This is a genomic window from Micromonospora sp. NPDC047527 (genome assembly GCF_040643015.1).
In the GTDB taxonomy this organism is placed as follows: Bacteria; Actinomycetota; Actinomycetes; order Mycobacteriales; family Micromonosporaceae; genus Micromonospora.
The window spans coordinates 177,146-192,861 of the sequence record NZ_JBEYTK010000003.1; the positions used below are offsets into that span (position 1 = coordinate 177,146).

4 protein-coding genes are annotated in these 15,716 nt (G+C 70.7%); all 4 read left to right on the forward strand.

All coding sequences use genetic code 11. The annotated features are described in order from the left end of the window. Positions 1 to 103: 103 nt before the first annotated feature. From sbnA to ABZ808_RS13940, 4 genes are read left to right on the forward strand one after another with little or no spacing between them, the layout of a single operon-like run. Positions 104 to 1,114 (forward strand): 2,3-diaminopropionate biosynthesis protein SbnA, encoded by a 1,011-nt coding sequence (gene sbnA / locus ABZ808_RS13925; RefSeq protein ID WP_357005298.1) that lies wholly within the window; start codon positions 104 to 106, stop codon positions 1,112 to 1,114. After that, entirely contained in the window at positions 1,108 to 2,118 is a 1,011-nt protein-coding gene (gene sbnB / locus ABZ808_RS13930; RefSeq protein WP_357005301.1) for a 2,3-diaminopropionate biosynthesis protein SbnB, read from the forward strand. The genes sbnA and sbnB overlap by 7 nt, the downstream gene beginning before the upstream one ends. Next, positions 2,115 to 8,555 carry an amino acid adenylation domain-containing protein gene (locus ABZ808_RS13935; RefSeq protein ID WP_357005304.1) on the forward strand — a complete coding sequence of 2,147 codons (6,441 nt, stop codon included), beginning with the start codon at positions 2,115 to 2,117 and terminating at the stop codon, positions 8,553 to 8,555. Before sbnB ends, ABZ808_RS13935 begins: the two co-directional genes overlap by 4 nt. Continuing rightward, positions 8,552 to 15,712, forward strand: coding sequence for an amino acid adenylation domain-containing protein (locus ABZ808_RS13940; protein WP_357005306.1), 7,161 nt, complete (start codon positions 8,552 to 8,554; stop codon positions 15,710 to 15,712). Before ABZ808_RS13935 ends, ABZ808_RS13940 begins: the two co-directional genes overlap by 4 nt. The last annotated feature ends 4 nt before the right edge of the window (positions 15,713 to 15,716 follow it).

Consider the following 15,716-nt stretch of genomic DNA (forward strand, 5'->3'; position numbering starts at 1 on the left):
TCAACCGGTGAGTCTGCATGTTCTTCCCTGCGCTGTCTCGGTGGTGCGGAGGAGTCTCGTAGCAGGCGCATCGCGGAGCGGATGCAATTCGAGGAGCGGCTCGATGACCGAACAAACACCCCCCGGGTCAGGAGTGCTGGCGACCATCGGAGCGACACCGATCGTCGAGCTCGTGAAGCTCGACCCACACAGTCTGTTCAGGACGTTCGCTAAGTTGGAGTCGCACAACCCGGGCGGCAGCATCAAGGACCGCTCCGCGCTGGAGATGCTGCGAGAGCGCATCCGCGACGGGCGGCTCGTACCCGGACGGTCGGTGGTGGTCGAGTCCAGTTCCGGCAATCTCGGGATCGGGCTCGCGCAGGTCTGCGGGTACTACGGGATCCGCTTCATCTGTGTGGTCGACGCGCGCACCAATCGGGACAACATCGCCATCATGCGTGCCCTCGGCGCGCAGGTCGAGGTGGTCACCGACGTCGACCCGGCCACCGGTGAGTACCTGCCCGAACGCATTCGTCGGGTTCGTGAGCTCGTCGCGACGATCGATCACGCGTACTGCCCGGACCAGTACTCGAACCCCCTCAACCCGCGGGCACACCACACGACCGTGCGAGAGATTGTGCAGGCCCTGCCCGAGATCGACTACCTGTTCTGCGCCACGAGTTCCTGCGGCACTCTGCGGGGGTGCGCCGAGTACATCCGGACGCACCAACTGCCGGTGACCATCGTGGCGGTGGACGCGTTGGGCAGTGCGATATTCGGCCCAGCGGTCGGTTGGCGGATGATTCCCGGCCACGGCGCATCGGTGCGTCCGAAGCTGTACCGCAGCGATCTCGCCGACATCGTGGTCCGAGTCGACGATCTCGACGCGATCGCGGCCTGCCGCCGGCTGGCCGCCCGCGAGGCGATCCTCGTCGGTGGCTCGTCGGGCGCCGTCGTGGCGGGCCTGGAGCAGATGCGCGATCAGATCCGGCCCGGGGCCACCTGCGCGATGGTCTTTCCCGACCGCGGTGAGCGGTACCTGGACACCATCTACGACGACGACTGGGTCATGACGTACTTCGGTGACGTGTCGCATCTGTGGAACAAGCCCGACATGCAGGTGACGCCGTGTTGATTCTCGGGGCGGGAGAGGTCCGTGCCGTCCTCGACGGGGCCGAGCGCGACGTGGTGTCCGCGGCGGACGCGGCGTACCGGTCGCATGCGTTGGGCCGTACGCGGGTACCGCAGTCGGTTTTCCTCCGCTTTCCGAACGGAGAGCGCGAGCGGATCATCGCGCTACCGGCCTATCTGGGTGGTGCGACGCCGACCTGCGGGGTGAAGTGGGTGTCATCCTTCCCCGACAACCTCCGGCGGGGGATGCACCGAGCATCGGCCGTGATGATCCTGAATTCGGTGCACACCGGTGTGCCGGAGGCGATCCTCGAAGCGTCGGCGATCTCGGCTGGACGTACGGCCGCGAGCGCCGCTCTGGCGGCGTCGACGCTCTCCTCGTCCAGCCCGGAATCCGCGGTGACGCTCGTCGGCTGCGGCCCGATCAATTTCGAGGTGCTGAGGTATCTGCACGTCGTGCTGCCGACGGTGGACACGGTGACGTTGTACGACCTGAGCGCCGAACGGGCGCAGTCCTTCGCCGCCGAGGCGCGGTCGGTCTGGCCGACGTTGAAGGTCGACGTGGCCGAGAGCGCGGCCGACGCCCTGGCCCGTCACAAACTGGTGTGTCTGGCGACGACGGCGAGCGCCCCGCACCTGGGTACCGAGCACTGCCGCCCGGGAACGCTGGTGCTGCACCTGTCGTTGCGTGACCTCACCACCGACTCCATCCGTTCCAGCGTGAACATCGTCGATGACGCGGACCACGTTTGCCGGGCCGCGACGTCGTTGGATCTGGCTCAGCAGGAGGCCGGCCACCGCGACTTCATCTCCTCCTCGCTGGGCGACATCCTCGTGGCCGGTGAGCGGTACGTCAGAAGCGACGACGCGGTGACGGTGTTCTCCCCGTTCGGCCTCGGCTGCCTGGATCTGGCGGTAGCCGACCTGGTCCGGCGTGCGGCGTCGGCCCGCGGCCTGGGCACCACCTTGGATGACTTCCTACCGACAGAGCAGCAGGTGTGCGCATGACTGACATTCTCGAAACCGACAACCAGTTCCGGCTGTCGTTCGAGCAGGAGCAGCTGTGGTTCCTCGACCAGGTCCGGTCCGGCGCGCAGGAGTACCTGTTGCACTGGGGATTCCGTCTGCGCGGGCCGCTGGACCGGGAAGCCCTGACCGCGGCCTTCACTGAGATCGTCGGCCGGCACGAGATTCTGCGTACCCGCTACGCGACGGTTGACGGACAGCCGGTGCAGATCATCGACGAGCCGGCACCGGCCGAGATCACGGTGGTGGACCTCAGCGGGTACCCGGCGGGTGAACAGGACCGACGGGTACGGGAAATCGGCGAGGTCGCGGTGACCACGCCGATCGACCTGCGCGCGGCCGCGCCCTGGCGGCTGACCGTCATCCAGCTTTCCCCCAGTGACGCGATCCTGATGATCGTGGTGCATCACATCGCCTTCGACGGTCCGTCGCTGGGCATCCTCGCCAGGGAGCTGGGTGTGCTCTACGCGGCCCACGCCCCGGGCGAGGAGCCACCGCCGGCGCCGCTGGAGCCGTTGGAGCTCCAGTACGCAGACTTTGCCGACTGGCAGCGGAGCCGCTGGAGCGTGGACGACGCGGTGCTCGTCCGGCAACTGGACTACTGGCGCGAGCGACTGGCCGGACTGGCGCCACTGGAGCTGCCCACGGACCGACAGCGCCCGGCCGTGTGGGAGCCGGCCGGCGACGTGGTGGCGTTCGCTGTGCCGGCGTCGTTGGCGGCCCGAATCATCACCGTGGGACGCGCCGCCCGGGTGACCCCGTTCATGGTGTTCCTGGCCGCCTACCAGCTCCTGATCAGCCGTTACGCGGACCAGCTCGACTTCGGTGTCGGGGTGTCGACCAGTGGGCGGAACCGGATCGAGCTGGAACCGGTGATCGGCTCGCTCGCCCAGACGGTGGTGCTGCGGACCGACCTGTCCGGCGATCCCACCTTCGTGGAGCTGCTCGTCCGCGTCCGCGAAACGGCCCTGGACGCCTTCGAACACAAGGACGTACCCCTGCAACGCCTGGCCGCCGAACTGGCGCCGGACCGCGGCCTGTCCCGCAACCCGCTCTTCCAGGTCGGGTTCGCGGTCCTGAACGGCCAGGGGGAGCCGCTGCGCCTGCCCGGCATCGAGGTCGACTGGGTGCCGACCCCCGTGCTCAGCGCCACCTTCGACATGTCGTTGCAGATGACCGAGGAGCCGGACGGATCGTGGGTCGGCCGGATGACCTATCCCACCGCGCTCTTCGACCGGGCCCGGGTCCAGCGGATGGCCGACAACTACCTGGCGCTCCTGGAGAACCTCGCGGCGGCGCCGGAAACACCGCTGCGCGACGTGCCGACCGTGACGGCCGCGGAACAGCAGCGGCTGCTCGGCTGGAACCCCACGCCGCGCGAGGCGACCGACACGCTGCTGCCGCACCTGTTCCGGGCGCGGGCCGAGGCCACGCCGGACGCGGTGGCCGTGGTCTGTGGTGACGTCCAGCTGACCTACGCCGAGCTGATGTCCAGGGCGGACAGCGTGGCCGGCTTCCTGCACGCCCGCGGAGTCGGCGCTGAAACAGCCGTCGGCGTCGCCATGCACCGCGGTACCGATGTCGTGGTCGCGCTGCTCGGTACGCTCACCGCCGGCGCGGTCTACGTCCCGCTCGCACCCGACCTACCAGCCGAGCGGCTGGAGTTCATGATCGACACCGCCGGCATCGAGCTGGTCCTCACCGAGACGGCGCTGCGACAGCGGATTCCGCGGCGCACGCCGGTGGTGGTGCTCGACGAGCAGTGGGACGACATCGCCCGCGCCGCGCCACCGCCTCCGGTGGCGCTCGACGCCGCCAACGCCGCCTACGTCATGTACACGTCCGGATCCACCGGTCGCCCCAAGGGCGTCGTGATCACCCACGGCGGGATCCGGAACCGGGTGCTGTGGACAGTGAGCCAGCACCAGCTCACCAGTACCGACCGCGTACTGCAGAAGACGACCATCGGGTTCGACGCCTCGGTGTGGGAGTTCCTGGCGCCGTTGGTGTCCGGCGGCTGTGTGGTGATGGCGCCGCAGGACGCGCACCGCGACACCGCCGTGATGGTCGGCGCCCTCGCGGCGTACCGGATCACCGTGGTGCAACTCGTCCCCTCCGTGCTGCGGGCCGTGGTCGACGAGCCGGAGCTGGCCGCCTGCAAGGCATTGCGGCTGGTGTGCTCCGCCGGCGAGCCGCTGCCGACCGAACTGTGCGAGCGACTGCTCGGCGTGCTGGAGGTGGAGCTGTACAACACCTACGGCCCGACCGAGTGTTCGATCGACGTGACCGCGTGGCGCTACGAGCGCGGCGAGACGGACGGTACGGTCCCGATCGGTGCCGCGCTGCCCGGCGTCGAGCTGTACGTGGTGGACTCCGCCGACCGGCTCGCGCCCATCGGCGTACCCGGCGAGTTGTGTGTCGGCGGCGTCGGCCTCGCCCGCGGTTATGTCGGGCGCGGCGACCTCGCCGGCGAGCGGTTCACCCCGAACCCCTTCGCCACCCGGCCGGGTCAGCGGTGGTACCGCACCGGAGACCTCGCCAGGTGGCGTGCCGACGGGACCCTGGAGTTCGTCGGCCGCCTCGACGCGCAGGTCAAGGTGCGGGGGGTGCGCGTCGAGCCCGGTGAGGTGGAGGCTGCGCTCCGGGCGCATCCGTCGGTCGCGGCGGCCGTGGTCACCTCCTATCGATCCGTCACCGGTGATCTGGAGCTCGCGGGCTACGTGGTGCCGGCCGCCGGGGCGACGGTGGAGCCCGACGAGTTGTCCGGATTCCTCGGCACCCGGCTGCCCGCCGCAATGGTTCCCACCGGCATCATCCCGCTGGTCGCGCTCCCGTCGCTGCCCAACGGAAAGGTCGACCGGTCGGCGCTGCCGGCCCCCGACAGCCGGCCGCGCGACGACGACCCCGGTCACGTCGCGCCACGAACGGAGACCGAGCGGGCCGTCGCCACGGTCATGGGCGAGCTGACCGGCGTTGAGCGGGTCGGCGTGGACGACGACTTCTTCGCGTTGGGTGGGCATTCGCTGCTGGCGATCCGGCTCGCGCACCGGTTGCGCCGCAGGTTCGGGCTGGAGCTGACGGTGGCCACCCTGTTCGACGGACGGACCGTGGAGCGGGTCGCCGCGGCGATCGACGCGGGCACGACACCCGACCCTGAGCCGCAGATCGTGCCCGTACCCCGCGACGGCGCACTGCCGACCTCGTTCGGCCAGCAACGGCTGTGGTTCCTGGACCAGCTCGAACCGGGCAGCGCGGAATACCTGATCCCGATGGTGTACCACCTCACCGGAACGCTGGACACCGCGACGCTGCACCGCGCGATGGAGCAGGTCAGCGCCCGGCACGAGGTGCTGCGCACCCGCTACGTCGGGGACAGCGGTATCCCGCTGCAGCTCGTGGATCCCCCCGGCCCGGTGGCCTTCGACGTGGTGGACCTGACCGGCACCGCGAATGCCGCCCCGCGCGCCAAGACGATCATCGACGCGGCGAGCGCCCGGCCGTTCGACCTCACCCACGAGCGCCCGCTGCGGGTCACGGTCGTGCACACGGCGGCCGACGAACACCTGGTCGCGATCACCCTGCACCACATCGCCTTCGACAACTGGTCGCTGGGCATCTTCCTGCGCGAGCTGAACGAGGCGTACGCGGCGGGCCTCGCCGGTATCCCGTGGTCGACGCAGCCGCTTCCGGTGCAGTACGCCGACTTCGCCGCCTGGCAACGCGACCGGCAGGCCGACGGCACCATCGGCAACCAGATCGAGTACTGGCGAACCCAGCTCGCCGGGCTCGTGCCGGTCGAGCTGACCCCTGACCGGCCCCGCCAGCCCGGTCGTGACCTACGCGGCGACCTGCTGATCGTCGATGTTCCGGAGGGCACCGGAGCGGCCGTACGCGAGCTGAGCAACCGAACCGGCGCCACGTTCTTCATGGTGCTGCTGGCCGCGTTCGACGTGCTGCTGAGCCGCTACACCGGCCGCACCGACATCGCGATCGGCACCCCGGTCGCCGCCCGGACGCGGCCGGAGAGCGAGGACCTGATCGGCTTCTTCGTCAACAACCTCGTGGTCCGGGCCGACCTGGGCGGAGACCCGACCTTCCTCGACCTGATCGACCGGGTCCGCCGGACCACCCTGGAGGCGTTCGCCAACCAGGAGGTGCCGTTCGAACACCTCGTCGACGCCCTGCAACCGGACCGCGACCTGTCCCGCAACCCGCTGTTCCAGATCATGTTCGAGGTACAGCACACCACCGGCGCCGCGGAGGCCAGCCTCGCCGGGTGCACCTCGGTCGGCCTGGGCAGTGGCGTGTCGGTGGCGAAGTTCGACCTCACCCTGTCGGTGATGGAGCAGCCGGACGGGCGGCTGGAATGCTGGTTCGAGTACGCCACGGCGCTGTTCGACCGCTCGACGATCGAACGCCTCGCCCGCCAGTACCTGCGCCTGCTGGGCGGCGTGATCGCCGACCCGCACGCCCCGATCAGCGAGCTCGATCTGCTGTCGGCCGACGAACGCCACGCGATCGTGCACCGGTGGCCGGACCCCGACGCGGACCGGCTGGACCTGCTCGACCCGCCCGGCGAACGGCACCTCTCGGTACCGGAGCTGTTCGAACGGTGGGCGGTCCGGACCCCGGACGCGACCGCGGTGGTGTTCGGTGCCGAGCGGCTCGGTTTCGCCGAGCTCAACGCACGGGTCAACGAACTCTCGCACCATCTCCGTTCGATGGGTGTCGGCCCGGAGGTCGTCGTCGGCTCCTGCCTTGAGCGCGGGTTCGCGTCGGTCGTGGTGCTGCTGGCGGTGCTCAAGGCCGGCGGGGTGTACGCGCCGTTCGACCCGGAACATCCGCCGGAGCGCCTGCGCTACATGCTCGCCGACGCCGGCGCGCACCTGGTGGTGACCACTGGCAAGTTCGCCGACCGGTTCGCCGGGCACGAGCGCCCGGTGCTGGTCGTCGACGACGAGGACCGGGCGAGTGGCCAGCCATCGGTCAACCCGGCACCGTTGACCGTTCCGGACAACCTCGCGTACATCATCTACACGTCCGGGTCGACCGGCCGCCCGAAGGGCGTGATGATCTCGCACCGGTCGTACGCGCACCACTGCCGGGTGATCGCCGACTACTACGGCATCCACCCCGGGGAGCGGGTCGTCCTGCTCTCGGCGCTCACCTTCGACGTGGCCATGGATCAGATCGGCGCCACCCTGGCCGCCGGCGCCACGCTCGTGGTGAGTGACCCGGTCTTCTGGACGCCGAGCGAGCTGCCGCCCAAGCTGGAGCAGTACGGCGTGACGATCATGGAGATCACCCCGGCGTACTACCGGGAGATGCTGGAGTCCGGCGTGGACCGGCTCGCCGGGATGAAGCTCATGAACGTCGGCTCGGACGTGGTGACCGTCGCCGACGCCCAACGCTGGGCGGCGACCGGCCTGCCCGGCCGGTTCCTCTGCAACTACGGGCCGACCGAGGCGAGCGTCACCTGCATGCTCAACCCGGTATCGGGCGACCTCGCCGACGAGCGCAGCACGGCCACCCTGCACATCGGCCGCGCGGTCGCGGGTACCCGGGTGTACGTGCTCGACGCCGGGCTGCGTCCGCTTCCGGTCGGGGTCCCCGGCGAACTGTGCATCGGCGGCGTCCGCCTGGCCCGCGGCTATCACGACCGGCCCGAGCTGACCGCGGAGCGGTTCGTGCCCGACCCGCTCGGGACCGAACCGGGAGCGCGCCTCTACCGCAGCGGTGACCTGGTCCGGCACCGGCCGGACGGCACCGTCGAGTTCCTCGGCCGCCTCGACACCCAGGTGAAGATCCGTGGTTTCCGGATCGAACTCGCCGAGATCGAAGCCGTGTTGGCCAAGCACCCCACGGTGCCCGCGGCCGCCGTCGTCGCGAAGGACGTCGGGCCCGGCGACAAGCGGCTCGTCGCTTACCTGGAGTGGCCCCATGACACCGGACCCGACATCGACGAGCTGCGGGCGTACCTACGGGAGTCGCTGCCCTCGTACATGATCCCGTCGGCCTGGGTCACCGTCGCGGCCCTGCCGCTGTCACCGAGCAAGAAGGTCGACCGGGCGGCGCTGCCGGATCCGACACCGTCCCAGCTCGACAATGCCCGCGGGTACGTGGCACCGCGGGGCCCGGCGGAGGAGACCATCGCCGGGATCTGGTCCGACATCCTCGGCGTCGACCGGATCGGCGTCGATGACGACTTCTTCGGACTCGGCGGGCACTCGCTGCTGGCCACTCGGGTCCTGGCCCGGCTGCGGGCGGCCCTCGCCGTCGAGGTCCCGCTGCGCTGCCTGTTCGAGGCGACCACCGTGGCGGAGCTGGCGGTGGTGGTGACCGACCTGATCGCGGCGGAGCTCGACGAGCTGACCGACGCCCAGATGAGCGAACTGCTTTCCCGGGATGGTGCCCTGTGACTGAGACAATCGATCGAGCCGGTCTGCGCGCGGAGTTGCTTCGGCGCAGGCTCGTAGGCACCGCGGCCGCCGCGCCGGACGAGGGGATCGCCCGGGTACCGCGCGAGACTCCGCCCGCGTTGTCGCTCGCGCAGCGCCGGCTGTGGATTCTCGACCAGGTCCGGCCGGGCGGCACGGAGTATCTGGCCAGCGCCGGCCTTCGACTGTTCGGCCCGCTGGAGCCCGGCGCGCTGCGGGCGGCGCTGGACGGGATCGTGGCGAGGCACGAGGTGCTGCGCACCCGCTATGTGGTGGTCGACGGTGAACCGGGGCAGGTGATCGACCCTCCGGAGCCGGCCACGCTGCACGAGGTGGACCTGCGTGGCCTCGACCCCGCCGCACAGGACGAGCGGATCGCCGGCTGGATGACCCACGACCGGGCACCCGTCGACCTCGCGACCGGGCCGGTGCTGACCGGAACCCTCGCGCGGCTGGCCGACGAGGAGCACGCGCTGGTCGTGACCCTGCACCACATCGCCTTCGACGGCTGGTCCGAGCAGGTGCTGTGGCGTGAGCTCGACCGGTTGTACGCCGCCGCGCTGACCGGCGGACCGTCCCCGCTGGCACCACTGCCGGTGCAGTACGCGGACTTCGCCGCGTGGCAGCGCGGTGCGATGTCCGGTGCCGCGCTGGACCGCCAGCTCGACTACTGGCGGCAGGCGTTGGCCGGCGCCACCGCCGTGGAACTGCCGCTCGATCGGCCGCGCCCGCAGGTCCGGGACAGCGCCTGCGACCTGGTCCCGTTCGCGGTGCCCGCGCCGGACGCTCGAGCCCTGCACGAGCTCGCCCGCCAGGCCGGCGCGACGCCGTTCATGGTGCTGCTGGCCGTGTACGCGATCACGCTCGGCCGGTTCAGCCGGAGCAACGACATCACGGTCGGCACCCCGGTGGCCTGTCGCGACCGGGCCGAGGTGCTGGACCTGATCGGGCTGTTCCTCAATACGCTGGTCCTCCGCACCGACCTGTCCGGCGACCCGTCCTTCCGCGAGGTGCTCCGGCGGGTGAAGGAGATGGCACTCGGCGCCTACGCCCACCAGGAACTTCCGTTCGAGCGGCTGGTGGACGAGCTGGCCCCCGTGCGCGACGCGTCCCGGACCCCGCTGTTCTCGACCATGTTCCTGTGGACCGGCGGGGACTCCGAGGCCCGCCGCGTCGGCGGGCTGCGCGCCGAGGAGCTGCCGGTCGGCGAGAGCGACGCCAAGTTCGACCTGACCCTGGTGGCCGTCGACCAGCCCGACGGCACAGTCACCGGCTTCCTGAACTACGCCACCGCGCTGTTCGACCGGGACACCGTCGAGCGGTTCGCGACCCACTTCACCACCCTCATCGGCACCATCGCGCGCACGCCGGACGCGCCGATCAGCCAGCTGGTCGAGTCCCCACCGGGGGAGCGGGAACTGGTGGTGCGGACGTGGAACGAGACCGAGGTGGCGTACCCGACCACCGGCACACTGCCGGAGCTGTTCGCGCGACAGGTGGCCCGCACCCCGGACGCCGTTGCCGTCCGCTTCGAGGGCGAGGACGTCTCCTACGCCGAACTGGACCGGCGAGCCGACCGACTGGCGCAATACCTGCTCGACGCGGGCGTCGGACCGGAGTCGATCGTCGGTGTGCACCGCCGGCGCGGCACCGAGCTGGTGGTGGCCCTGCTGGCGATCCAGAAGGCCGGCGGCGCCTACCTGCCGCTGGACCCGGACCACCCGGCCGAGCGCCGTGACTTCATGTGTGCCGACGCCGGTGCCACGATCGTGCTCACCGACGCCGAACCGGCCATCTCCGACACCGGGCCGGCACCGGCGGGGGCGGTCCTGGCGGGCCCGGACCACCCGGCGTACGTGATCTACACGTCCGGCTCGACCGGCCGGCCCAAGGGTGTCGTGGTCACGCACCGCGCGATCGTCAACCGGCTGCGCTGGATGCAGGACGCGTACCGGCTGGACGCCTCCGACCGGGTGCTGCAGAAGACCCCGTACAGCTTCGACGTCTCGGTGTGGGAGTTCTTCTGGCCGCTGATCACCGGGGCCACGCTGGTGATCGCCCGGCCCGACGGCCACCGCGACCCGCACTACCTGGCCGAACTGATCGCCACCGAACAGGTCACCACCCTGCATTTCGTACCGTCCATGCTACGGGTGTTCCTGGCCGAATCGCTCGGGCCGTTGCCGTCGGTGCGCCGGATGATCTGCAGCGGCGAGGCGCTCACCGCCGACCTGGCCGCCGCCGTCCACGAGCGGATCGGTTGCCAGCTGCACAACCTCTACGGGCCGACCGAGGCGGCCGTCGACGTCACCGCGGTGCGGTGCGAGCCCGGGACGCCGATCACGATCGGACGGCCGATCGCCAACACGCGCACCTACATCGTCGACGAGGGCCTGCGACCGGTCCCGATCGGAGTGCCGGGTGAGCTGCTGCTGGGCGGCGTGCAACTGGCCCGCGGCTACCTCAACCGCCCGGGGCTCACGGCGCAGCGGTTCGTTCCCGACCCGTTCGAGGAGTCCAGCGGTGGGCGGCTGTACCGCACCGGTGACCTCGCGAGGTACCTGCCGGACGGCCGCATCGACTACCTCGGCAGGCTCGACGACCAGGTGAAGATCCGTGGGCATCGCGTCGAGCTCGGCGAGATCGAGGCGGTGGCGGCCGAGCATCCGAGCGTGTCCGCGGTCGCCGTGACGGTGCACGACGGTCAGCTCGTCGGCTACCTCGTCGCCCGGGAGCCGGGCGCCGACGTCGATGTGAGCGACGTGGCGTTGTTCCTGCGCGGTCGACTGCCCGAGGCGATGATCCCGAGCCACTGGCAGCTGCTCCCCGCGCTGCCCCTGACCACCAGTGGAAAGACCGACCGCCGCGCGCTGCCGGCCCCGACGCCGGGCCGTGCCTGGGCGGCCGGAGCGTACGTCGCCCCCCGTACCGGGGCCGAACGCGTCGTCGCCGACGCACTCGGAGCGGCGCTGGGCGTCGAACGGGTCGGTGTGCACGATCGGTTCTTCGACATCGGGGGTGACTCCATCCGCGCCATCCGCGCGATCGGGGCCCTGCGCCGCGCGGGGCTGGGCCTGTCGGTGCAGGACATCTTCACCCACCAGACCGCGGCGCAGCTGGCGACGCTCGCCGACCGGCCGGCGGCCGGTGCGGACGACCAGTTGGTCGGCCCGTTCGAACAAATCGGCCCGGGCGACCGCGACCGGCTCCCGGACCGCCTGGTCGATGCCTACCCGATGGGCCAGGTGCAGGCCGGCATGGTGTACGAGATGCTGGTCGACAGCTCGCACCCGGCCTACCAGAACGTCACCAGCTTCGACATCGTCGACGACGGCCCGTTCTCCCTGGCCGCGTTGCGCGACGCCGCGCAACGGTTGGTCGACCGGCACGAGGTCCTGCGCACCACGTTCGACGTGTCCGGCTACTCCGAGCCCATGCAACTCGTCCATGCCAGTGCGCGGGTCGAGGTGGGCTTCGACGATCTGCGCGGGCTCCCGGAAACCGAGCAGCAGGACGTCCTAGAGCGGTATCGGCACACGATGAAGTCGACGACGCTGCCCATCGATCACGCCCCGCAACTGCGCTGGCACGTGCACCGTACCGGGGAGCAGACGTGGGTGCTGACCCACACGGAGTGCCACGCCATCCTGGACGGCTGGAGCCACCACTCCCTCATCGCCGAGCTGCGGGACACCTACCGGGCGATCCGGGACTCGGACACCGACGCGCTGAAGCCCCCGCCCCCGGGGCGCTACGCCGACTTCGTCAGGTTGGAGCGGCGATCGCTGTCGTCCGAGGCGGATGAACGGTTCTGGCGGGACCGCGTCGGCGACTACGACCGGGTCACGTTGCCCGCGGACACCGCCCCGGCCGGCCACGGCGCGGTGCCGGAGCTGCGGATGTCCTGGCGGCATCTCGAACCGGGGCTGCGTGAGCTGGCCGCGCGGACGCAGACCTCGCTCAAGGCCGTGCTGCACACCGCGCACCTCGCGATGCTCGGCGTCATCACCGGCCAGCGGCGGTTCTTCAGCGGTCTGGTCGTCAACGGCCGGCCCGAACTGCTGCGCGGCGACGAGGTCATGGGCATGTACCTCAACACGGTGCCGTTCGCGGTGGACCTGCGCACGCCCCGTTGGCGCGACCTCGTGCGCGCCGTGTTCGCCGAGGAGCTTGCCGTCTGGCCGCACCGGCGCTACCCGATCCCCGCGATGCAGCGCGCCTGGGGCTCCGGGACGCCGCTGATCAGCGGCATCTTCTCCTACCTCGACTTCCATGTGCTCGACGCGCAGCAGGAGGTGTTCGGCACGGTCGTTGACGACAGCCCCAACGAGTTCACCCTGGTCACATTGACCTTCCCGGGCGAGCTGCGACTGGAGTGCCGGGCCGGTTGGGCGACGCAGGAGCGGCTGACCGCCCTGGGAGAGACCTTCCTCGAACTGCTCACAGCGATGGTCGCCGACGACGGCGCGAATCCGGTGGACCTCGGCTCGACCCCGGCGCACCGGTTCACCGTGCCGCAGCAGGCCTGGCCCGCCCTGCCCGAGGTGTGCATCACAGACCTGTTCACGACCCAGGCACACGCCCGGCCGGACGCCGTCGCACTCGAGTACGGCGAGTCGCGCCTGACCTACGGCGAGCTCGACGCCCGGGCCAACCAACTGGCGTGGGCGCTTCGCGAGCACGGTGCCGGCCCGGACACGCCCGTCGCGGTCTGCATGGACCGCGGGATCGACGCGGTTGTCGCGCTGCTCGGCATCCTCAAGGCCGGAGCCTGCTACCTGCCGCTCGACCCGAAGTATCCGGACGGCCGCGTCGAGTACCTCCTCGACGACTCCGGCGCCCGGATCCTGGTGAGCGGGCCGAGCCATGCGCACCGTTTCGCGGCGCGTGCCGGGCTGACCACGCTGAGCCTGGACTCCGGCTGGTGGTCGAACGGCAGCCGGCCGACCACCGCGCCACAGGTGACACTGTCACCGGAGAACCTCGCCTACATCACGTACACGTCGGGATCCACCGGCCGTCCGAAGGGCGTGATGGTCCCGCACCGCGGCGTCGTACGGCTGGTGCACGGCCAGGAGTACGCGCAGCTGGACGCCGACCAGGTCCTGCTGCAGGCCGGCACGCTCGCCTTCGACGCGTCAACGTTCGAGGTCTGGGGCGCGCTGTGCAACGGGGCACGGCTGGTCGTCTCCCCGGAAACGCCGACCGCAGCCGAGCTCGAAGAGATCCTGCGCCGGCACGGGGTGACCGTGCTGTGCCTGCCCACCGGCCTCTTCAGCACCATCCTGGACGTTCGGCCGCAAGCGCTGGCCGGGGTGCGGGAGGTGGTGGTCGGTGGTGAGGTGCTGTCTCCGCTGCATGTGCGTAAGGCGATGGAGCACGGTGTGGTGGTCAGCAACGGGTACGGCCCGACCGAAAGCACCACGTTCGCCACCGTCCACCCGCGGATCCCGCTGCCTGCGGTCACTGATGCCATCCCGATCGGGAAGCCGATCAATCACACCTACGTGCGGGTCGTCGACGCCAACCTCGACCCGGTCCCGTTCGGCGTGCCGGGTGAGCTGCTGCTGGGTGGTCCGGGCGTCGCGCGCGGATACCAGGGCCGCCCGGACCTGACCGCCGAACGCTTCGTACCGGACCCGTCCGGGGACTCACCGGGAAACCGGCTCTACCGCACCGGGGACATCGTCCGCCAGGACCCGGACGGCACCGTCCATTTCATCGGGCGGCGCGATCACCAGGTGAAGATCCGCGGACACCGCGTCGAGCTCGGCGAGGTGGAGGTCGCGATCTCCGAGCTGCCCACGGTGCGGGCCGCCGCGGCGGCGGCGTACGAGGGCGTGGACGGGATCAAGCAGCTCGTCGGATACGTCGTTCTCGACGAGGACGGCCCAGCCGACCCCGCCCGGCTCGGTGACCTGATGCGGAGCAGGGTGCCCGGTTTCCTGGTCCCGACGGCTTGGGTGCGCCTGGACCGGCTCCCGTTGAACAACAACGGGAAGCTCGACCGGGCCGAGCTGCCCCGGCCGGCGGCGGGTACGTCGGCACGGGAATACAGCGCGCCGCGTACGCCGGCGGAACTGGCCGTGGCCGACGTCTGGACCGAGGTGTTCCACCTGCCCCGCGTCGGCCGTGACGACGATTTCTTCGACCTCGGTGGGCACTCACTGCTGACGTTGCGGGCGATCGCGATGTTGCGGGACCGGCACGGCATCGAGACGACCGTTCGGTCCTTCGTCGAGCACCGCACGCTCGCGGCGCTCGCCGAGTCGATCGATCGCAAGCGGCTGCCGGCCACGGCGTTGCTCTGGTTGCGCCGTACCGGTGACAAGCCCCCACTGGTATGCGTGCATCCCGGCGGCGGCAGCGCGCACTGGTACCGGCGGCTGGCCGAGCACCTCGACCCGGATCTGCCGGTGGTCGCCTTCGAATGGCCGGGCCGTGACCCGTCGACCGGCTCGGTTCCGTCCACGGAGGACATGGCGGCCCGGTACGTCGCAGAGTTGCGGGAGGCCGTCCCGCACGGGCCGTACCGGATCTTCAGCTGGTGTGGCGGCAGCGGGGTGAGCAGCGAGATGGCCAACCGGCTGACGGCCGATGGTGAGGAGGTCACCTTCATCCTGCTCGACCCGGGGCAGGACGCCTGGCAGAAGGAGCACCTCTGGGACGAGTACGCCCTGATCAAGCAGTGTGTGACGAACCTGGAGCGGCTCGACGCGGCGCCGCCGGACGAGGACACGTCGGTGCTTCGGCAGGAGACGCTGGCGCTGCTCGAACACATCGTGGACGACATCGTCGGCAACGACGGGATCACGCTGCCCGAGCGCGGCGCGGGAACGATGTGGCTGCCCGCCGCGCGGATGTGGGAGGAGGTCATGGAGATGGTGCTGTCCTACCGTGATCGCCCGTACGCCGGTCACCTGGATCTGATCGTCAGCGACGAACTGGCGCTGGGCGCGCACGAGGTCGTCAGCTCCGGCCAGAGCTTCAGCGACTACCTGGAGCGGTGGCGTGAACGGACCGCCGAGGTGGGGGTCCATCGGATGAAGGGTGAACATTTCTCGGTCATGAAGGAGTACGTGGCAGACCTCGCCCGCATCGTGACGGCGCTGATCGACGAGCCGGTCGGGCGACGGTGAACGG

Excerpts from the sequence above, each read along its gene's own strand:
- sbnA (WP_357005298.1), top strand. The coding sequence starts at position 104 with ATGACCGAACAAACACCCCCCGGGTCAGGAGTGCTGGCGACCATCGGA.
- ABZ808_RS13935 (WP_357005304.1), top strand. The coding sequence starts at position 2,115 with ATGACTGACATTCTCGAAACCGACAACCAGTTCCGGCTGTCGTTCGAG.